We start from the raw sequence: 19,376 nt of genomic DNA, 5'->3' as shown, positions 1-19,376 counted from the left end.
CGGCATGGAATGGAAGGACCGGGCCGTCGGCGCCGTCATCGGCTCGGCGGTGGGTGACGCCCTGGGTGCGCCCTTCGAGTTCGGCCCCGCGGGAGCCTTCTCCGCCCGGTTCCCCTCGCCCGGAACGGGCGGCGAGATGTGCGGCGGTGGCGGCTGGGATCCCGGCGAGGCCACCGACGACACGCAGATGGCCGTTCTCGTCGCGGAGTCGCTGCTGGAGCGGGGCGGCCTGGACCTGCCGGACGTGTTCGCGCGGTTCCAGCGGTGGGCGGCCGGCGAGCCCAAGGACATCGGGCTGCAGACCGAGGACGTACTGACCAATGGCATGGCCTGGGACCGGGCCGCCGCACATCACTTCGAGGTCAATCAGCGCGCCGCCGGCAATGGTTCGCTGATGCGGGCGACCACCTCCGCCGTCCACTTCGCACGGGCCGGGCAGCAGGCGACCATGGATGCCGCCCGCCGCATCGCCGCCCTCACCCACGGGGACCGTGCGGCCTGGGAAGGCACCGCACTCTTCCACGAACTCCTGCGCGTTGCGCTGGACGGCGCCGACCCGCTGGCCGCTCTCCCGGCGGCCCTCCGCCTCGTACACCCCGACCACCGCCGGCGGTATGCGGCCGTTCTGGCCGCGGAATGGCACCCCGACCACGCCACCGAGTTCAACGGTGCCGTCTGGCCGTGCCTGGGCTCTGCGGTGTGGGCGGTGCGTACGACGGCCGACTACGAGGGCGCCGTACGTGCGGCGATCGACCTCGGCGGGGACACGGACACCGTCGCAGCCGTCACCGGAGGCCTTGCGGGTGCTCTGTACGGGCCCGCGGCGATCCCCGACCGCTGGACCGTGCCCCTGCACGTGCCGCTGCCGGGCTTCGGCGGGCGCGTGCTGCGGATGCCGGAACTGCTCGATCTGGCACACCGCCTCGGCACCTGACCGGCCGGGTGGTCTCACCGCGTCATGGCGTCTTCCACCAGCCGCCCCAGAATCCGGATCCCCGGGTCGATCGCCGAGAGTTGGGGGGCCGCGAAGCCGATGCGGAAGTGGTTGAGGGGTGGGGTGTCGGTGCCCTGGGCGAGGTAGTAGATGTCGCCGCGTTCGATGAGGACGCCGTGTCGCTGGGCGCTGTCGACGAGGCGGCGGCAGTCCAGTTCCTCGGGGCCCGTCATCCAGAGGCTGACGCCGCCCGGGGACGGCGTGGTGTGCCAGGGAAGGTAGGTGTTGACGGCCGTGCAGGCCGCTTCCCACTTGCGCATGAGCTGGCCGCGGTAGCGGCGGACGGCGCGGTGGTACTCGCCGGACTGGATGAGCAGGGCGAGGGCGCGCTGGGTGTGGCCCGAGGGGTGGCGGACGGAGTAGCGGCGCAGGTCGCGGAGTTCGCGTACCAGTTCCTTGGCGCCGACCAGGTAGCCCAGGCGCAGGCCGGGGGCGAGGAACTTGGAGAACGTGCCGAGGTAGACGACCTGGTCGGTGGTGTCCAGGCCCTTCAGGGCCGGCGTCGGGCTGCCCTGGTAGCGGAACTCGCTGTCGTAGTCGTCCTCGACGATGACCGTGCCGCTCTCCCGGACCAGGGAGAGCAGTTCGCGGCGGCGGCCGATGCCGAGGGTGACGTTGGTGGGGTGGTGATGGCTCGGCGTGACGTGCAGCAGGTCGACGCCGGCGAGGGTGGCGGGCGGGGTGAGCCCGGCGGCCGTGACGGGCAGCGGCATCAGGCGGGCGCCGGCGCGGACGAAGATGTGCCGCGCGTCGAGGTAGCCGGGGTCCTCGACGGCGACGACCGAGCCGGTGGCGAGGAGGGCGCGGGTGAGCAGGTCGAGGCCCTGCTGCGAGCCGACCGTGATCAGGACCTCCTCGGGCGTGGCCTCGACGCCGCGGGCCGGGAGCAGCCGGCTGCACACCATCTCGGCCAGCAGCGGATCGTCGAAGGCGATGGAGTCCTGGAGGCTGTAGCGGGCGTGCGGCTGGTAGAGCGCCTCGTTGAGCGCACGGGACCAGTCGCGGGCGGGGAAAGCGCGCAGGTCGACCTGGCCGGCGAGGAAGGGGTACGGGTACTCCGCCCAGTCGGCGCGCTTCTCGATGTGCGGGAGGGTGTCCTCGGGGTGGCCGCGCAGCCGTGCGCTCCAGTCGAAGGGCTCGTGCGCCGGGCGCTGTTCGGCGGCGCAGTACGGCCGCATGTCGCGGTTGACGAAGATGCCCTGCCGCACCCGGCTCTCGACGAAGCCCTCGGCGACCAGCTCCTGGTACGCGGCGTTCACGGTGTTGCGGGAAAGGCCCAGCTCACGGGCGAGTTCACGGGACGAGGGGAGCCTGCTGCTGGCGTCGATGGTGCCGACCGCTATGCCGTGCTCGATCGCCTTGCGGATCTGCCGGTACAGCGGTTCGGCCGAGTCCCGGTCGATGTCGATCAGTGTGCGGGGAATACCGGCCTCCTGCGATGGCGGATGGCGGGGGAAGGTGCTGCACCGGGTCGTACGGGCGGAGGGTGGGACCGGCGCGCGGGGCAGCACTGCCCCCATCGGATTGACCGGATTCGCCTTGTCGCGGGGTGCCAGCTGACGGGATCGTAACCGCGTCCGGGCCGCCGCCCAAGAGGTCGGACGCGAAAGATTGCCCGGCCGGGCCCCGTGCGGCACGTCCGGCCCTGGACCCATCAGAAGCCGGATAACTGGCGCTTACGCCCGGACCAGTTGGCCGCGCACGCTAACGCCACGACGCGTGACGACGGAGCGCCGCCGCCCCGGACACCGAGAGCCGCCGGGCGCCCAGCCGCGCCCGCACCCAACCGATGGGAGTTCTACGTGAAGATCGGAATCCCGCGCGAGATCAAGAACCACGAGTACCGGGTGGCCATCACCCCCTCGGGCGTCCACGAGCTGGTCTGCCACGGCCACACCGTGTACATCGAGCGGGGCGCCGGCGCCGGCTCCTCGATCCCGGACGGCGAGTACACCGCGGCCGGCGCCACCGTCCTGCCGGACGCCGACCAGGTCTGGGCCGCCGCCGACATGATCCTCAAGGTCAAGGAGCCCATCGCCGAGGAGTACCACCGCATGCGCGAGGGGCAGCTGCTCTTCACGTACCTGCACCTGGCCGCCTCCAAGGAGTGCACGCAGGCGATGCTGGAGTCGGGCATCACCGGCGTCGCGTACGAGACCGTGCAGCCCGCCGACGGCTCGCTGCCGCTGCTCTTCCCGATGTCGGAGGTCGCGGGCCGGCTGGCGCCGCAGGTCGGCGCGTACCACCTGATGCGCGCGGCGGGCGGCCGCGGCGTGCTGATGGGCGGCGTGTCCGGCACCTCCCCCGCCAAGGTCGTGGTCGTCGGCGCCGGCGTCTCCGGCATGAACGCGGTGGCCGTGGCCACCGGCATGTGGGCCGACGTCACGCTGCTGGACCTGAACATCGAGAAGCTGCGCGCCGCCGACCGGATGTACCAGGGCCGCATCCGCACCGTCGCCTCCAACGCCTTCGAGCTGGAGCGCGCCGTCCTCGAGGCCGACCTGGTCATCGGCGCGGTGCTGGTGCCCGGCGCCCGCGCCCCCAAGCTGATCAGCAACGACCTGGTCTCGCGGATGAAGGAGGGCTCGGTCCTCGTCGACATCGCCATCGACCAGGGCGGCTGCTTCGAGGACTCCCGGCCGACCACGCACGCCGACCCGACGTACCGGGTCCACGACTCGGTCTTCTACTGCGTCGCCAACATGCCGGGCGCGGTCCCCAACACCTCCACGTACGCGCTGACCAACGTCACCCTGCCCTACGTCCTGGCCATCGCCGACAACGGTCTCGCGGCCGCCGCCGAGGCCGACCCCGCCGTCAAGCGCGGCATCAACGTGGTGGGCGGCCAGCTCACCTACCGGCCGGTGGCCGAGGCGCACGACCTGAAGTACGTCGACGTGGACGAGGTCCTCGTCTGACACCCGCGCCGGGCCCGCCCGACCGCCGCGGCGCGGGCCCGCCGCCGCACCGCCGTCCCTCCCCCGCTCCCCCTCCGGAAGGATCACCGTGAGCACCGACCACTCCCTGCGCGCCAAGGCCCAGGCCCACCTCGGCCAGCACTTCACCCGCAACGACGTCTGGCAGGACCGGAACCTCCCGGTCTTCGTCCGCAGCGAGGGCTGCCACCTCTACGACGAGCAGGGGCGCCGCTTCCTGGACGGCCTGGCCGGACTGTTCTGCGTCAACATGGGACACGGCCGCGGTGACATCGTGGCCGCCGCCGCCAAGCAGATGGAGACGCTGCCGTACTCCACCAACTGGGGCGCAGCGCACCCGCCGGCCGTGGAGGCGGCGAGCCTGATAGCGGACCTGGCGCCCGGCGACCTCGGCGTCACCTGGTTCGTCAACTCCGGTTCGGAGGCCGTGGAGACGGCCATCAAGTTCGCCCGGCAGTACCACCGGAGCCAGGGCGCACCACAGCGTACGAAGATCATCAGCCGGCACATGGCGTACCACGGGGTGACGCTCGGCGCCCTGTCGGTGACCGGCCTGCCGAAGATCCGCGAGCCGTTCCAGCCGCTGCTGCCCGGCATCCGGCACGTGCCCAACACCCTGGGATTCACCGGCGACTGCGGCCCGGCGGACGAGCTGGAGTGCGTACGCGCCATCGAGCGGGCCATCGTCGAGGAGGGCCCGGAGACGGTCGCGGCGGTCTTCGCCGAGCCGGTGCAGAACGGCCGCGGCGCGCTGGTCCCGCCGGACGGCTACTGGCGCGAGCTGCGCCGCATCTGCGACACGTACGGCGTGCTGCTGGTCGCGGACGAGGTGATCTGCTCGTTCGGGCGGCTGGGCGAGTGGTTCGGCAGCGGGTACTTCGGCGTCGTACCGGACATGATCACCTTTGCCAAGGGGTCGACCTCGGGGTACGCGCCGCTGGGCGGCATGATCGCCCGGGAGCCGCTGGTGCGCGGGCTGTACGAGTCGCCGCAGGGCGGGACGTTCACGCACGGTGCGACCTGGGGCGGCCACCCGGTCTCCACGGCGGTCGCGGTCGCCAACATCACCGCGATGCGGGACGAGAACGTCCTCGGCAACGTCCGCACGCTCGGCCCCGAGCTGCGGGCCGGACTGGAGGGCATCAAGGAGCGCTACCGCGTCGTGAAGGACGTACGCGGCATGGGCTTCTTCTACGCGGTCGAGCTGATGGCCGACAACGAGACCGGCCGGGAGCTGACCGAGGCGGAGTCGCAGAAGGTGCTGCGCGAGGTGCTGCCGAGCGCCTTCCGGCGCACCGGGGTCATCCTGCGGCCGGACGACCGGGGTGCGACGATGCTGATGATCTCACCGCCGCTGGTGGCCGACCGCGAGGTGCTCGCGGAGCTGCTGTCGGGCGTGGACGTGATGATCGCCGACGTACAGCGGGCGATCCTGGGCTGAGCCCCGTACCGCGCGGCGGGGGCGGGGGCCTCACGGAGGCTTCCCCCCTCGCGCGGACGCGGACGCGCGAACCCCCCCCCGTCCTTCGCGACGCCGGGGCTGCGCATACGGGGCCACTCGAACACGCCCGCACCCCCACCGGGGGGTTACCCAGCGGAGCAGGGGATTACCCGGGGGAGGCGGCGCGGACCCCCGTCCTTCGCGACGCCGGCGCTGCGCATACGGGGCCACTCGAACACGCCCGCACCCCCACCGGGGGATTACCCAGCGGAGCAGCGGCTTACCCGGGGGAGGCGGCGCGGACACGCCCGCCCCCCGGTGCACCCGGCATGCCCGCGTGCGCGTGCGTCCGCGTGCCTGAAACGATCATCGTGCAATGCCGGTGCAACACGCGCGTCATGTGCGCGTTCTAGGCTCCCCTCTGGTACCGCTGTATCGCTGGTTTCTGGCGCTTTCTCCGGAGTTCACCGGGCGGCCATCATCCCCGACAATGCCGATTACCCAAGGAAATGGGGTCCCCGTGGGAGAGAAAACGTCAGAGGCCACCGAAAGCGCAGGTCTGCGGAGCGAACTCAAACAGCGTCATATGCGGCTCATCGCCCTCGGCGGAGTCATCGGTGCCGGGCTCTTCGTGGGCAGCGGCGTGGTCATCGAGGACGCCGGGCCGGCCGCGATCATCTCGTTCCTGCTGGCCGGCGGGCTGGTCATCCTCGTCATGCGGATGCTCGGCGAAATGGCGGTGGCCCGCCCGTCGGTCGGTTCCTTCTACGCCTATGCGCGGCTCGCCCTGGGCAATTGGGGCGGATTCACCATCGGCTGGCTCTACTGGTATTTTTGGGTGAATGTGGTGGCGCTGGAGGCGGTCGCCGGAGCGAGCCAACTCCACGTCTGGCTGCCGGGAATTCCGCTGTGGGTCATCAGCCTCTGCCTGATGGTCATCCTCACCGCGGTCAACATGTTCTCGGTAAAATCGTTCGGCGAGTTCGAGTACTGGTTCTCCTCCATCAAGGTCGCCGCCATCACCGTATTTCTCGTCCTCGGCCTGGTATTCGTCCTGGGAATGTGGCCGGGCGCGCACCACGCGGACGTCTCGAACCTCACCGCGCACCACGGTTTCGCGCCGCACGGCATCGGCCCGGTGCTCGCGGCCGTCATCCCCGCCGTCGGCTTCTTCACCGGCGCCGAGATCGCCGCGCTGGCCGCCTCCGAGTCCAGTGAGCCGCGCCGGAACGTCGCCAAGGCCACCAACTCCGTCGTCCTGCGCGTCCTGCTCTTCTACGTCGGCTCGATCTTCCTGGTCATCGCGATCGTGCCGTGGAACAACCCGGACGTGGCCGACGGCCCGTACGTCGCGGCGCTGCAGCAGATCGGCATTCCCGCCGCCGGCACCCTGATGCGGGTCCTGGTCCTGGTCGCCGTGCTGTCCTCGCTGAACGCGGGGCTCTACAGCGCCTCCCGCATCGTCTTCGCGCTCACCGGGAACGGTGACGCGCCGCGCGGCCTGACCAAGCTCAGCAAGCGGGGCGTGCCGCGCCGCGCGATCCTCCTCGCGACCACCCTCGGCTACGTCTCGGTGATCATCGCGTATGTGTCGCCGGACGCGGTGTTCTCGTTCATCGTGCACTCCTACGGCGCGGTGGCCCTCTTCGTGTACCTGCTCGTCGCCCTCTCCCAGCTGAGGCTGCGCCGCCGTCTGGAGCGTGAGGACCCGGGCGCCCTCCAGCTGAAGATGTGGTGGTACCCGTACCTGAGCTGGTTCACGGTGGCGGCGATGGCGGTCGTGATCGTGACGATGGCGGTGCTCCCCTCCACCCGCCAGGACTTCGCGGCCAGCGCCGTCACGCTCGTGGTGGTGCTCGGGGCGTACGGCGTGCGCGCGTACCGCAGGCGCGGGCGGCCCGGAGCGGCCGCCGGGGCACCGGTCGCGGCGGCCGCCGGCGTACGGGGGACGGGCGCCACGGCGGTGACGGCGCTGGAGGCGGAGGCGGAGGCGTCCCGGCCGGAGGTGCCCCGGCCGTGAGGCGGCGCGCGGGCCGTACGGGAGACGGCCCGCGCGCCGGTGACGGCCGCCGGTCAGACCACCGCGCCCGTGTCGTCCCGGTGCCGCTCCCCCGCCCGGCGGCGCGGCCCGGTCAGCGGCTTCGTGGAGCCGCTGCGGGTCACCGGCCGGGGCGGCGGTGCCGCACTGCGCGCCTCCAGCGCGATGGCCAGCGGCATCGCCGTGAACAGCGAGGAGTACGTGCCGACGCCGATGCCGATCAGCAGTGCCACGGCGAAGTCGGTGAGCGTGTCGCCGCCCAGGAAGGCCAGCGCGGCCAGGATCAGGACGGCGCCGATGCCGGTGTTCACCGTGCGCGGCAGGGTCTGCAGGATCGCGGAGTTGGCGATCCGGTCGAAGCGTGCCCGGCGGTTGGCGCCCCACAGTTCGCGTACCCGGTCGAAGACCACGACGGAGTCGTTGACGGAGTACCCGATGACGGTGAGCAGCGCGGCGAGGAACACCCCGTCGACGGGCTTGCCGAGCCAGGCGAAGACGCCGACCAGGATCAGTACGTCGTGGGCCATGGCGGCCACCGCCGAGGCGCCGAAGGTCCAGCGGAAGCGGACCGCGAGGTAGCCGAGCTGGGCCAGCAGCGCGACGCCGAGGGCGATGAGCGCGTTGCGGCGCAGTTCGTCGCCGAGGCTCGGCCCGATGAGTTCGTCGCGCACCTTCTCGGTCTTGCCGCCGAGTGCGGCGACGGTCTTGCGTACCTCCCCTTCCTGGGCCGCGGTCAGCTTCTCGGTGCGTACGGTGAGGTCGCCGTCACCGGAGGAATTGACGACGGCGCGCGGGAAGCCGGCGTCGGCGAGTGCCGTGCGGGCGGCGCCGGGGTCCACCGGCTGGGCGGTGCGGTACTCGACGGAGCGGCCGCCGGTGAACTCCACGCCGAAGTCGAGGCCCCGCAGTCCGATGCCGGCGGCGGCCACGGCGAGGACGAGTGCGGAGGCGGCGAGCCAGCGGCGCCGGTGGCGCATGAGGTCGGGGGCGCGGTGGGTGAGCCAGGTGCGGACCCGGCCCTCGTTCGCCAGCCCGGTGATGCGGGGTGCGGACCGTACGAGGTCGCGGCCGACGGCGAATTCGGCGAGGACGCGGGTGACGACCAGCGCGCTGATCATCGAGGCGAGGACGCCGATGGAGAGGGTGACGCCGAAGCCGCGGACGGGTCCTGAGGCGAAGAAGAAGAGCAGACCTGCGGCGAGCAGGGTGGTGATGTTGGAGTCGGCGACGGCGCTGAAGGCGTTGCGGAAGCCGGCGGTGAGGGCGGTGCGCAGGCTCGGCCGCGCGCCGTCGTCCGTGCCGCCGCGCCGCTTCTTCTTGTGGCCCGTAGCCGCGTACTCCTCCCTGGCCCGTTCGAAGACCAGGACGTTGGCGTCCACGGCCATGCCGATGGCGAGCACGAAGCCGGCCAGGCCCGGGAGGGTGAGCGTGGCGCCGAGCGCCAGCAGCGCGGCGTAGGAGATCAGTGCGTAGCAGGCCAGGGCGATCGCGGCGAGGGCGCCGAGCAGCCGGTAGACGACGACGATGAAGAGCGCGGTGAGGGAGATGCCGATGACCGCGGCCGCGGCGCTGGCCTGGATGGCGTCGGCGCCGAGCGTCGGCCCGACGGTCCGCTGTTCGACGAGCTCGACGGGTACGGGCAGTGCGCCGCCCTTGATGAGCAGTGCGAGGTCCTGGGCCTCCTGCTGGGTGAAGCTGCCGGTGATCTGGGTGGCGCCGCCGGTGATGCCGGTGCCGCAGGCCACCGACTCGTTGACCTGCGGTGAGGAGATGACCTTGTCGTCCAGGACGATGGCGGCGCGGCGGGCGGGGTCGCCGACCGGCTTGCAGGCGGCCTCGCCGGTCAGCTTCGCCCACGCCTTCTGGCCGCTGCCGCGCAGGTCGACGGAGACGTACCAGCCGCTGCCGCGCTCGGCGTCGAAGCCGGCCTCGGCGCCGTCGACCTGTTCGCCGGTGAGCGCGGCCGGGCCGACCCGCAGGGGCTGCCCGGACTCGTCGCGCAGGGTGCGTTCGTTCCGGGGGCCCTGCTGCTCGGTGCCGGCGGGTTCGGTGCCGCGTACGGGGTGGAAGGTGAGCTGGGCGGTGCGGCCGAGGACCCGGGCGGCCTCGCGCGGGTCCTGGACGCCGGGGAGTTCGACGACGATGCGGTTCTCGCCGGAGCGGGCGAGGTTCGGTTCGGAGACGCCGAGGCCGTCGACGCGGCGGCGCAGGACTTCGAGGGTGCGTTCGGTGGCCTGACGGTCGGCCTTGGCGGTGGGCGAGTCGCGGGTCTCCAGGACGAGCTGGGTGCCGCCGCGCAGGTCGAGTCCGAGGCGTGGGGACTGGGTCAGGCCGAGGTAGAGCGACAGGGCGAGGACGGCGAGCGCGAGGAGCGCGCGCAGCCTCGAGGCGCGGTTCATGGGTGGGGCCTCCAACAGGCGGTGCCGCGCGGCCGGCCGGGGGCGGGCGCGGCGCAGATCCGTGCGGTACGCGCGGGCGTACGGGCACGGCGGGGAACACCGCGGCCGGTGCGTGCGGGCGCGGCGGGAAGCACGGCGGACGCCCGCGCGGCCGGTGGCCGGGGCGTGCCGTGGTGGGAGTGGTCAGCCGTTGGAGGGCGGGGCGCGGGCCGGCCGGAGGCCGGCGGAGAACTGCTGCCGGCCGGTGGTGTCGGGGTGTCCCGGCAGCCAGGAGGCGGGCTGCGTCCGGGGGACGTGGCGGCCGGCCGGGCCGAGTCCGGGTGCCGGGTGGGCGACGTGCTGTTCGGCCGGTCCGGTGCGGCCGCCGGTGCGGAGGACGGCGTGCAGGCTCGCGTGGTGGGCCGAGCCGTCGTGCGCGTGCGGCGCTTCGGCCGGGGCGGTGGCGGCGTACGGCGTGCCGTCCGCGTACGGGGCCGCCGTGGTGGCCGCCGCGGTGGGCGTCAGCCCGCCGAGGACGAGCGCGAGGGCCGTGAGCAGTGCCCGCAGGGCGGCCGCCGGCCGCATACGCCGGTCCATGCTGCTACCTCCTCCCCGGCTCGCCGTCCGGGTGGCGGCGCGGTCGCCGCTCCCGGACGGGTGTCCGCACACTCTGCCATGCCCGGACGGTTTTGCGGAGGCGGCCGGGTCAGGCGGCTCCGGCCTTGGCCATGACGTCCGTCATCACGGCGGTGACGGTGTCGTGGACCGCTCCCCAGGACGCCTCGGTCTCGGGGGTCCAGGCGTCCCCCGCGAAGTGGGCGAGCGCCGCCACCAGGCTGGCGCCGACGGCGGGGAAGTGCTCGGGGCGTGCGCCGTACCCGGCGTGCCGGGCGCCGAGCCCCTGGAGGATGCGGACCAGCGTGTCGGTGTCCTCCACGTTGGCCACCAGTGCGCCGATGGCGTTCCAGAGGCGGTCCTCCTGCTCCTCCAGGTGCCGGGCGAAGAGCGGCCGCACCTCCGGGTGGTGCGCGAAGAGGTGCGCGTAGAAGTACTTCGTCACCGCGGTCCCGTGGGGCTCGACGGCGGCGTAACTGCTTTTGATGAGCGCGGGGTCGAAGGTCATGGACGGGACGGTAGGAAGCCCGCGTTTCGGCTGTTCCGCGCCTCCGGTGACGCCGTGGAAAGCGCTCCCTCACACCCTTCGGCCACCCCTTGTGAGGAGTGAGCGAGGCCGGCGCTCCCTGCCAACTCCGTTGTGCGGGGCGGATACTGAGGCCCATGGGAAAGGTCTACGAACGCATCGACGGCAGGCTGCGCACGTTCATCGAAGCGCAGAAGATCTTCTTCACGGCGACCGCGCCGCTGTCCGGGGACGGCACGGTCAATCTCTCCCCCAAGGGGCTGAGCGGGTCCTTCGCGGTCCTCGACGAGCACACCGTGGCGTACCTCGATTTCGCGGGCAGCAACGCCGAGACCATCGCGCATCTGCGCGAGAACGGCCGGATCACGCTGATGTGGTGCGCCTTCGAGGGCCCGCCGAACATCGTGCGGGTGCACGGCCGCGGCGAGCCGGTCTTCCGCGACGACCCGCGGTGGACGGAACTGCTCGGGCACTTCCCCGGCATCGACGGCTCGGCGCACGGGCTGCGCGCGGTCATCGTGGTCACCGCGGAGCTGATCCGGGACACCTGCGGCTACGGCGTGCCGTTCATGACGTACGACGAGGACCGGCCGCTGCACCGCTCGCGCTTCGAGCGGGAGACGGACGAGAGCCTGGACGCGTACTTCCACAAGAAGGAGCACGTCGCGCGGAGCATCGACGGGCTGCCTGGGCTGCCCCTGCCGCTGCCGCCGCTGCCGGCCTCCTAGACGCGTGCGGCCCGCCCCCTGGCGGGGAGCGGGCCGGGTGCGTACCGGGTCAGCCGGACTTCTGGGCCAGCCGCAGCAGGTGGTCGGCGAGCGCCTGGCCGCCGTCCGGGTCGCGGCTGATGAGCAGCAGCGTGTCGTCCCCGGCGATGGTGCCGAGGATGACGTGCAGCTCGGCCTGGTCGATGGCCGAGGCGAGGAACTGCGCCGCGCCCGGCGGCGTACGGAGCACCACCAGGTTCGCCGACGCCTCGGCGGAGATCAGCAGCTCGCCGGAGAGGCGCCGCATCCGCTCCTCCTTGGCCGACTCGCCGAGCGGCGCCTTGGGGGTGCGGAAGCCGCCCTCGCTGGGCACCGCGTAGATCAGCTCGCCGTTGGTGTTGCGGATCTTCACCGCGCCCAGCTCGTCCAGGTCCCGGGAGAGCGTCGCCTGGGTGACGCTCAGCCCGTCGTCGGCCAGCAGCTTGGCCAGCTGGCTCTGGGACCTGACCGGCTCGCGGTTGAGGATGTCCACGATCCGGCGGTGCCGGGCGGTCCGGGTCTGCGGTACGGCGGGGCCGTGCAGCGAATCGTTGTCCTGCGCCTCGGTCATCGTCTCTGTCAGTCTCCGGATCGTCGTTCCCCGTCGGCCGCTTCCCGGGCCGCGTCGAGGACGCCGGGGAGCTTCCCGAGGAACGTGTCCACTTCAGCGTCCGAGACGATCAGCGGCGGCGCGAGCCGGACCACGTCCGGCGCGACGGCGTTCACCAGGAGACCCGCGTCCTGAGCGGCCTGCTGCACCTTCGGTGCGTGCGGCCCGGTCAAGACGATACCCAGCAGCAGGCCCGCGCCGCGGACCGAGCCGACCAGGGGGTGTCCCAGCGCCTCGATCCCGTCCCGCAGCCGCTCCCCGGCCCGCTTCACGTGGTCCAGCAGCCCGTCCGCCTCGATGGTGTCCAGGACGGCCAGTGCGGCGGCGCAGACGACGGGGTTGCCGCTGAAGGTGGAGCCGTGCGCGCCGGGCGTGAGCAGCTCGGCGGCCTTGCCGTACGCGAGGGTCGCGCCGATCGGCAGTCCGCCGCCCAGGCCCTTGGCGAGCGTGACGATGTCCGCCTCGACGCCCTGGGACTGGGCCTCCAGCCAGTGCCCGGTGCGGCCGATGCCGGTCTGGATCTCGTCCAGGACGAGCAGGGTGCCGGTGGCGGCGGTGATCTCGCGCGCGGCGTGCAGGTAGCCGGCCGGGGGCACGACGACGCCGTTCTCGCCCTGGACGGGCTCCAGGATGACGAAGGCGGTGTCGGTGGTGACGGCGGCCTTCAGGGCCTCGGTGTCGCCGTACGGGACGTACGTGACGTCGCCGGGCAGCGGCCGGAAGGGGTCCTGCTTGCCGGGCTGGCCCGTCAGCGCGAGGGAGCCCATGGTGCGGCCGTGGAAGCCGCCGACGGTGGAGACGATGTGGGTGCGGCCGGTCAGCCGGCCGATCTTGAAGGCGGCCTCGTTGGCCTCAGCGCCGGAGTTGGAGAAGTACACCCGGCCCGGGCGGCCGCCGGCGATCCGCAGCAGCCGCTCGGCGAGCGCCACGGTGGGCTCGGCGACGAAGAAGTTCGAGACGTGGCCGAGGGTGGCGACCTGGTCGGAGACCGCGCGGACGACGGCGGGGTGGGCGTGGCCCAGTGCGTTGACCGCGATGCCGCCGAGGAAGTCCAGGTACTCCTTGCCGTCGGCGTCCCAGACGCGGACGCCCTCGCCGCGCACCAGCGGGATGCGGGGCGTGCCGAAGTTGTCCATCATGGCGCCCTGCCAGCGCCGGGTGAGGTCCGTGTTGGCCGTGCCGTCCGTCATGCCCCTGCCCCCTCGTCGGTCGTTGCGTCCTTGGCGTCCGGCAGGACCATCGTGCCGATGCCCTCGTCGGTGAAGATCTCCAGCAGGATGGAGTGCTGGACCCGCCCGTCGATGACGCGGGCGGTGTGCACGCCGTTGCGTACGGCATGCAGGCAGCCGCGCATCTTCGGCACCATGCCGCTGGCCAGCTCCGGCAGCAGCTTCTCCAGCTCGGTGGCGGTGAGCCGGGAGATCACCTCGTCGCTGTTCGGCCAGTCCTCGTAGAGGCCCTCGACGTCGGTGAGGACCATCAGTGTCTCGGCGTTCAGCGCGGCGGCCAGCGCGGCGGCCGCGGTGTCGGCGTTCACGTTGTACACGTGGCCGTCGTCGGCGCTCCGGGCGACCGAGGAGATCACCGGGATGCGGCCGTCGTCCAGCAGCGCCTGGACGGCGCCCGGGTCGATGGCGGAGATCTCGCCGACCCGGCCGATGTCGACCAGCTCGCCGTCGATGTCGGCGTAGTGCTTGGTGGCGGTCATCAGGTGGGCGTCCTCGCCGGTCATGCCGACGGCGAGCGGCCCGTGCTGGTTGAGCAGCCCGACCAGCTCCCGCTGGACCTGCCCGGCCAGCACCATCCGTACGACGTCCATGGCCTCGGGCGTGGTGACCCGCAGCCCGCCCTTGAACTCCGACTCGATGCCGAGCGCGTCGAGCTGCTTGCTGATCTGCGGGCCGCCGCCGTGCACGACGACGGGGCGCAGTCCGGCGTGCCGGAGGAAGACGACGTCCTGCGCGAAGGCGGCCTTCAGCTCCTCGTCGACCATGGCGTTGCCGCCGAACTTGATGACGACGGTCTTGCCGTGGTGCCGGGTGAGCCAGGGCAGCGCCTCGATGAGGATGCGGGCCTTGGGCAGCGCGGTGTGCTTGCGGGTGGCCCCCGAGCCTGCGGGGGTGGACTGCTCGCTCATGAGGAGTACGCGCTGTTCTCGTGGACGTAGTCGGCGGTGAGGTCGTTGGCCCAGATGACGGCCGACTCGGACCCGGCGGACAGGTCGGCGGTGATGCGGACCTCCCGGTAGCGCATGTCGACCAGGTCGCGGTCCTCCCCCACCGAGCCGTTCTTGCAGACCCAGACATCGTTGATGGCGACGTTCAGCCGGTCCGGCTCGAACGCGGCCGAGGTGGTGCCGATCGCGGACAGGACCCGCCCCCAGTTCGGGTCCTCGCCGTGGATGGCGCACTTCAGGAGGTTGTTCCGGGCGATGGACCGGCCGACCTCGACGGCGTCGTCCTCGCTGGCCGCGTTGATCACCTCGATGCGGATGTCCTTGCTGGCGCCCTCGGCGTCGCCGATGAGCTGCCGCGCGAGGTCGTCGCAGACCTCGCGGACGGCCTCGGCGAACTCCGCCGCCTCCGGGACCACGCCGGACGCGCCCGAGGCGAGCAGCAGCACGGTGTCGTTGGTGGACATGCAGCCGTCGGAGTCGACCCGGTCGAAGGTCGTCCGGGTCGCGGACCGCAGCGCCTTGTCCAGCTCCTCGGCCGGCACGTCGGCGTCGGTGGTGAGCACGACGAGCATCGTGGCCAGGCCCGGCGCGAGCATGCCCGCGCCCTTGGCCATGCCGCCGACGACCCAGCCGTTCCGCTCCGTGACGGCGGTCTTGTGGACGCTGTCCGTGGTCTTGATCGCGATGGCGGCCTTCTCGCCGCCGTGCGGGCTCAGCTCACCGGCGGCCTTCTCGACGCCGCTCAGCACCTTGTCCATCGGCAGCAGCTCGCCGATCAGGCCGGTCGAGCAGACCGCGACCTCCCCGGCGTTCCGGCCGAGCACCTCGGCGACCTTCTCGGCCGTGGCGTGGGTGTCCTGGAAGCCCTTCGGCCCGGTGCAGGCGTTCGCCCCGCCGGAGTTCAGCACGACGGCGCCGACCTGCCCGGCCTTGAGCACCTGCTGGGACCAGAGGACCGGCGCCGCCTTGACGCGGTTGGCGGTGAAGACGCCGGCGGCGGCCAGTCGCGGACCGGTGTTCACCACGAGGGCGAGGTCCGCGTTCCCGTTCTCCTTGATCCCGGCGGCGATGCCCGCCGCCGTGAATCCCTTGGCTGCCGTAACGCTCACGGCGCGACTCCGATCGTGGAAAGTCCCGTGTCCTCGGGGAGTCCGAGGGCGATGTTCATGCTCTGTACGGCGCCTCCGGCCGTACCCTTCGCGAGGTTGTCGATCGCGCAGATCACGATGATCCGGCCCGCTGCCGCGTCGTACGCGACCTGGAGCTGTGCCGCGTTCGACCCGTACACGGCGGCGGTGGCCGGCCACTGGCCCTCGGGCAGCAGGTGCACGAAGGGCTCGTCGCCGAACGCCTTCTCGTAGGCGGCCCGCAGGTCCTCGGCCGTCAGCCCCGGCTTCGCCTTGGCCGTGCAGGTGGCGAGGATGCCGCGGGGCATGGGCGCGAGGGTCGGCGTGAAGGACACGCTGACCGGCTCGCCGGCCGCCGCGCTGAGATTCTGGATCATCTCGGGGGTGTGCCGGTGCACGCCGCCCACGCCGTACGGGCTCATCGAGCCCATGACCTCGGAGCCGAGCAGGTGCGGCTTGGCGGCCTTGCCCGCGCCCGAGGTGCCGGACGCCGCGACGATCACGGCCTCCGGCTCGGCCAGCCCCGCCGCGTACGCCGGGAACAGCGCGAGCGAGACGGCGGTGGGATAACACCCCGGGACGGCGATGCGCTTGGACCCCTCCAGCGCCGCGCGCGCCCCGGGAAGCTCGGGGAGGCCGTACGGCCAGGTGCCGGCGTGCGGCGAGCCGTAGTACTTCTCCCAGTCGGCCGCGTCCTTCAGCCGGAAGTCGGCGCCGCAGTCCACGACCAGCACGTCCGGGCCCAGCTCCTCGGCCACGGCCGCCGACTGCCCGTGCGGCAGCGCGAGGAAGACGACGTCGTGCCCGGCCAGCGCCTCGGTGGTGGTCTCCGCGAGCACCCGGTCCGCCAGCGGCGTCAGGTGCGGCTGGAGCGCGCCGAGCCGCTGTCCCGCGTTGGAGTTCCCGGTCAGCGCGCCGATCTCGACCTCGGGGTGCGCCAGCAGCAGACGCAGGACTTCCCCGCCCGCGTATCCGCTGGCCCCGGCCACCGCCGCTCGTACAGTCATCGAACCCTCCTCGTCGATGGCATGACTATACGGACGACAGCAGTTTTATGCAACGTCATGCATGAGGATGCGGGGACGGGGGCGACGGCGCCGGTGCGGCTGCCGCACGCCGCGCGGTTCCGGCACCGGGCCCCGGTCCGCTCCCCCGGCCGGCAGCCGGCCCGCTTCACACGACTGACAAGAAGCCGTCACATGCGGACGGAATGGGGCCGGGGCGGGGGCGGTTCTCGGGAGCATGACTGTGGGAGCAGCAATCGACGCGACCGGTTACGACAACCAGATCGACGCCAGTGTGCGGCTGGCCGAGGAGGCCGCGGCCGCCGGACTGCGGTCCGTGTGGTTCGGGCAGACCTTCGGCGCCGACTCGCCGCAGCTCGCGGCGATCGCCGGGCGCGCGGCCCCCGGCCTCCAGGTGGGCACGTCCGCGATCCCCGTCTTCGGACGCCATCCGCTGACCGTCGCGAGCCAGGCCCTGACCGCGCAGGCGGCCACCCACGGCCGCTACCACCTCGGGCTCGCCCTCGGCACCAAGCTGCTGACCGAGGGCGGCTTCGGCCTCCCCTTCGAACGGCCCGTCGCGCGCCTGCGGGAGTTCCTCACCGCGCTGCGGCAGCTCACCGAGACCGGCAGCGCCGACTTCCGCGGCGAGCTGCTCACCGCGGCCACCCCGATCCCCGCACGGGTGCCGGGCGCGGACACCGGCGTACCGCTGCTCGTCGCCGCGATGGGCCCGCAGGCGCTGCGGGCGAGCGGGGAGCTGGCGGACGGCATCCTCCCGTACCTCGCCGGGCCGCGCGCCCTGGCCGAGCACATCGTCCCGGCCGTCACCGCGGCGGCGGAGGCCGCCGGACGGCCCGCGCCCCGCATCGTGGCGCTCGTGCACGGGGTGGTCACCGACGACGCCGACGCGGTGCGCGAGACGGCCGCCGAACGGCTCGCGTTCTACGAGCAGATCCCCTCCTACGCCCGGGTCATCGAGCTCTCCGGCGCCAAGCGGGCGGCAGACGTGGCCGTGATCGGCGACGAGCGCACGGTCGCCGCGGAGGTACGGCGCTACCGCGACGCCGGCGCGACCGAGGTGGTCTTCGCGGGCACGGAGCTCACCGGGGACGCCGGCCGGCGCCGCACGTGGCAGCTCCTGGGGGAGCTGGCGACGGGCTGAGGGGCCGCACCGGTGCCATGGGGGCTGAGCCGACGGGTCCGGTGGCAGGGGGCTGAGGTGCCGCGCCCGGTGGCCGGCGGGCCACCGGCCACCGGGTGCGGTCAGCGGGTCAGACCCCGAAGGCGGCCGGGTACTGGATCGTCCCGCCCGGTACCGGCCGGGACGGGTCCAGCGGGAGGGCCATCATCGCCTCGTCCGGCACCTCGAACGGCGCCCTGATGCCCCAGCGGCAGGCGGGCGCGAAGCCGAACCTGGGGTAGTAACCGGGGTGCCCCAGGACCACCACCAGGTCCTCCCCCGCCTCCCGGGCGGCGTCGAGCCCCGCCTCGACCACCGCCGAACCGGCGCCCCGGCCCTGGTGCCCGGGCAGCACGGCGACGGGCGCGAGCGCCAGCGCGGGATGCCCGCCGACGTGGCAGCGGGTGAGCAGCGCGTGCCCGGCGAGCGTGCCGTCGGGGGCCTCCGCCACCAGCGACAGGCCGTCGAGCCAGGCCCCCGGATCCTCGCGCAGCGCGTCGACCAGGTCGGCCTCAGCGGCGCTGGGGAAGGCGGCGAGGTGCACCGCGCGGACGGCCGCTGCGTCCCCGGCGGCCTCGGGACGGACGGCCCAGCGCGTGGAGCCGGTACGGGTCATGGAGGTTCCGTTCTCGGTCGGGGAAGAGGGCTCGGCGGGCACAGGTGCGTCGGCAGGGGCGGGTACAGCGGCGGAAGCGGGCGCCTCGGCGGGGGCGGGCGCATGGGCGGGGGCGAGTGCCCCGGTCCGGTCGGGCGCCTCCGTTCGGGGGCGCAGGACGTACGCCGTGTACTGGTACTCGCCGCCGTGGTCCCGCCGCAGGGCGATCTCCTCGCGGGCCGCGGCGACGGCCCGGTCCATGCCGGGCCGGGCGAGGTCCGCGGCCGCGATCCGTTCGGCGAGCGGGTCGTAGTACTCGGCCCACCAGTCGCCGTCCGGCTGCGGCAGCCGCGCGTCGACCCGGTACCCGGCGGCCTCGGCGAGCGCGGTGTTCCCCGCGGCCGTACGCAGCGGGTACGCGGCGTTCCAGAAGGCCGGCGCCCGCGGGGACGGGTCCGGGACGGACCACTCGGGCTCGGTGACGACCAGCGCACCGCCCGGTGCCACGAGCCGGCGCCAGCTCCGCAGCGCGGCCTCGAAGCCCATGACGTACGCCGAACCCTCCGACCAGACCAGGTCGAAGGCGTGGTCGGGAAACGGCAGCCGGTCCATGGAGCAGCGCACCGCGGTGATCAGCGCACCGAGCCCGCGGCGGGCAGCGGCGGCGGTCAGCTCGTCGAGGAAGGGCCGGTGCAGGTCGACGCAGGTGACGTGGGCGCCGGTTTCGGCGGCCAGCAGCAGCGCGGAGCGGCCGGGGCCGCAGCCCACGTCCAGGACGCGCGGGTGCGCCGGCAGCGGCCCGGCCCGCCGGAACAGCCGCCGGGTGGTGGCGGCCGAGCCGGGCCCCTGCCGGGGCAGCCCGTGGTGCAGCGCGAAGAACGCCTCGGTGAGGGCGTCGGAGGAGGGCCCGGCAGCAGCCGGGACGGAGGAGGAAGAAGCGGAAGAGGAGAAGGACGAGGAAGACGAATCGGAAGCGGATGAAGCGGAAGACATCGTGGAAACCCCTG

General features: G+C 73.1%; 16 protein-coding genes. 6 read left to right on the top strand and 10 right to left on the bottom strand.

Features of this window, described 5'->3' with window-relative positions; all coding sequences use genetic code 11:
• Window positions 1-4 precede the first annotated feature (4 nt).
• Window positions 5-934: an ADP-ribosylglycohydrolase family protein gene (locus C3486_RS02495; protein WP_103830852.1), complete on the top strand. Its 930-nt coding sequence runs from the start codon at window positions 5-7 to the stop codon at window positions 932-934.
• Window positions 935-948: 14 nt separating this feature from the next.
• On the opposite strand, the gene C3486_RS02490 is transcribed toward C3486_RS02495, so the two are convergent.
• On the bottom strand, window positions 949-2,514 hold the full coding sequence (locus C3486_RS02490) for a PLP-dependent aminotransferase family protein (RefSeq protein ID WP_219822172.1): 1,566 nt from the start codon (window positions 2,512-2,514) through the stop codon (window positions 949-951).
• A 282-nt stretch (window positions 2,515-2,796) separates the two neighbouring features.
• On the opposite strand from C3486_RS02490, the gene ald reads away from it, so the two are divergent.
• The 3 genes from ald (at window position 2,797) to C3486_RS02475 (ending at window position 7,391) form a co-directional block, all read left to right on the top strand.
• The gene (gene ald / locus C3486_RS02485; protein ID WP_103830851.1) at window positions 2,797-3,912 is read left to right on the top strand and encodes an alanine dehydrogenase; all 1,116 of its coding nucleotides are present in this window, start codon (window positions 2,797-2,799) and stop codon (window positions 3,910-3,912) included.
• An 88-nt stretch (window positions 3,913-4,000) separates the two neighbouring features.
• Window positions 4,001-5,371 (top strand): aspartate aminotransferase family protein, encoded by a 1,371-nt coding sequence (locus C3486_RS02480; RefSeq protein WP_103830850.1) that lies wholly within the window; start codon window positions 4,001-4,003, stop codon window positions 5,369-5,371.
• Between the two features lie 586 nt (window positions 5,372-5,957).
• Entirely contained in the window at window positions 5,958-7,391 is a 1,434-nt protein-coding gene (locus tag C3486_RS02475) for an amino acid permease (RefSeq protein WP_103830849.1), read from the top strand.
• A 53-nt stretch (window positions 7,392-7,444) separates the two neighbouring features.
• On the opposite strand, the gene secD is transcribed toward C3486_RS02475, so the two are convergent.
• The 3 genes from secD to C3486_RS02460 all read right to left on the bottom strand — a co-directional run bounded on the left by secD (window position 7,445) and on the right by C3486_RS02460 (window position 10,910).
• A complete protein-coding gene (secD, locus tag C3486_RS02470) occupies window positions 7,445-9,808 on the bottom strand; it encodes a protein translocase subunit SecD (protein ID WP_103830848.1) in 2,364 nt (787 codons plus the stop codon).
• A gap of 183 nt (window positions 9,809-9,991) precedes the next feature.
• Window positions 9,992-10,384, bottom strand: a complete 393-nt coding sequence (locus C3486_RS02465; protein WP_103830847.1) for a hypothetical protein — start codon at window positions 10,382-10,384, stop codon at window positions 9,992-9,994.
• Window positions 10,385-10,493: 109 nt separating this feature from the next.
• Window positions 10,494-10,910 carry a globin domain-containing protein gene (locus C3486_RS02460; protein WP_103830846.1) on the bottom strand — a complete coding sequence of 139 codons (417 nt, stop codon included), beginning with the start codon at window positions 10,908-10,910 and terminating at the stop codon, window positions 10,494-10,496.
• A 155-nt stretch (window positions 10,911-11,065) separates the two neighbouring features.
• On the opposite strand from C3486_RS02460, the gene C3486_RS02455 reads away from it, so the two are divergent.
• Complete coding sequence (locus C3486_RS02455) at window positions 11,066-11,656, top strand: pyridoxamine 5'-phosphate oxidase family protein (RefSeq protein WP_103830845.1); 591 nt, start codon at window positions 11,066-11,068, stop codon at window positions 11,654-11,656.
• A gap of 49 nt (window positions 11,657-11,705) precedes the next feature.
• On the opposite strand, the gene C3486_RS02450 is transcribed toward C3486_RS02455, so the two are convergent.
• The 5 genes from C3486_RS02450 to argC are packed head-to-tail and all read right to left on the bottom strand — an operon-like array spanning window position 11,706 to window position 16,594.
• Window positions 11,706-12,245, bottom strand: coding sequence for an arginine repressor (locus C3486_RS02450; RefSeq protein WP_103830844.1), 540 nt, complete (start codon window positions 12,243-12,245; stop codon window positions 11,706-11,708).
• A gap of 8 nt (window positions 12,246-12,253) precedes the next feature.
• The gene (locus tag C3486_RS02445) at window positions 12,254-13,474 is read right to left on the bottom strand and encodes an acetylornithine transaminase (protein ID WP_103830843.1); all 1,221 of its coding nucleotides are present in this window, start codon (window positions 13,472-13,474) and stop codon (window positions 12,254-12,256) included.
• Window positions 13,471-14,421 (bottom strand): acetylglutamate kinase, encoded by a 951-nt coding sequence (gene argB / locus C3486_RS02440; RefSeq protein WP_103830842.1) that lies wholly within the window; start codon window positions 14,419-14,421, stop codon window positions 13,471-13,473. The genes C3486_RS02445 and argB overlap by 4 nt, the downstream gene beginning before the upstream one ends.
• A complete protein-coding gene (gene argJ, locus C3486_RS02435; protein ID WP_103830841.1) occupies window positions 14,418-15,569 on the bottom strand; it encodes a bifunctional glutamate N-acetyltransferase/amino-acid acetyltransferase ArgJ in 1,152 nt (383 codons plus the stop codon). The genes argB and argJ overlap by 4 nt, the downstream gene beginning before the upstream one ends.
• On the bottom strand, window positions 15,566-16,594 hold the full coding sequence (gene argC, locus C3486_RS02430; RefSeq protein WP_103830840.1) for an N-acetyl-gamma-glutamyl-phosphate reductase: 1,029 nt from the start codon (window positions 16,592-16,594) through the stop codon (window positions 15,566-15,568). Before argC ends, argJ begins: the two co-directional genes overlap by 4 nt.
• Window positions 16,595-16,829: 235 nt before the next feature.
• Here argC and C3486_RS02425 point away from each other — a divergent pair, with 235 nt between their 5' ends.
• Window positions 16,830-17,756 carry a TIGR03564 family F420-dependent LLM class oxidoreductase gene (locus C3486_RS02425; protein ID WP_103830839.1) on the top strand — a complete coding sequence of 309 codons (927 nt, stop codon included), beginning with the start codon at window positions 16,830-16,832 and terminating at the stop codon, window positions 17,754-17,756.
• Window positions 17,757-17,865: 109 nt separating this feature from the next.
• On the opposite strand, the gene C3486_RS02420 is transcribed toward C3486_RS02425, so the two are convergent.
• Window positions 17,866-19,362, bottom strand: coding sequence for a bifunctional class I SAM-dependent methyltransferase/N-acetyltransferase (locus C3486_RS02420; RefSeq protein ID WP_103830838.1), 1,497 nt, complete (start codon window positions 19,360-19,362; stop codon window positions 17,866-17,868).
• Window positions 19,363-19,376 lie beyond the last annotated feature (14 nt).

Source organism: Streptomyces sp. Ru73, assembly GCF_002920575.1.
Lineage (GTDB): Bacteria > Actinomycetota > Actinomycetes > Streptomycetales > Streptomycetaceae > Streptomyces.
This window is presented reverse-complemented; position numbering and strand designations above follow the sequence as displayed.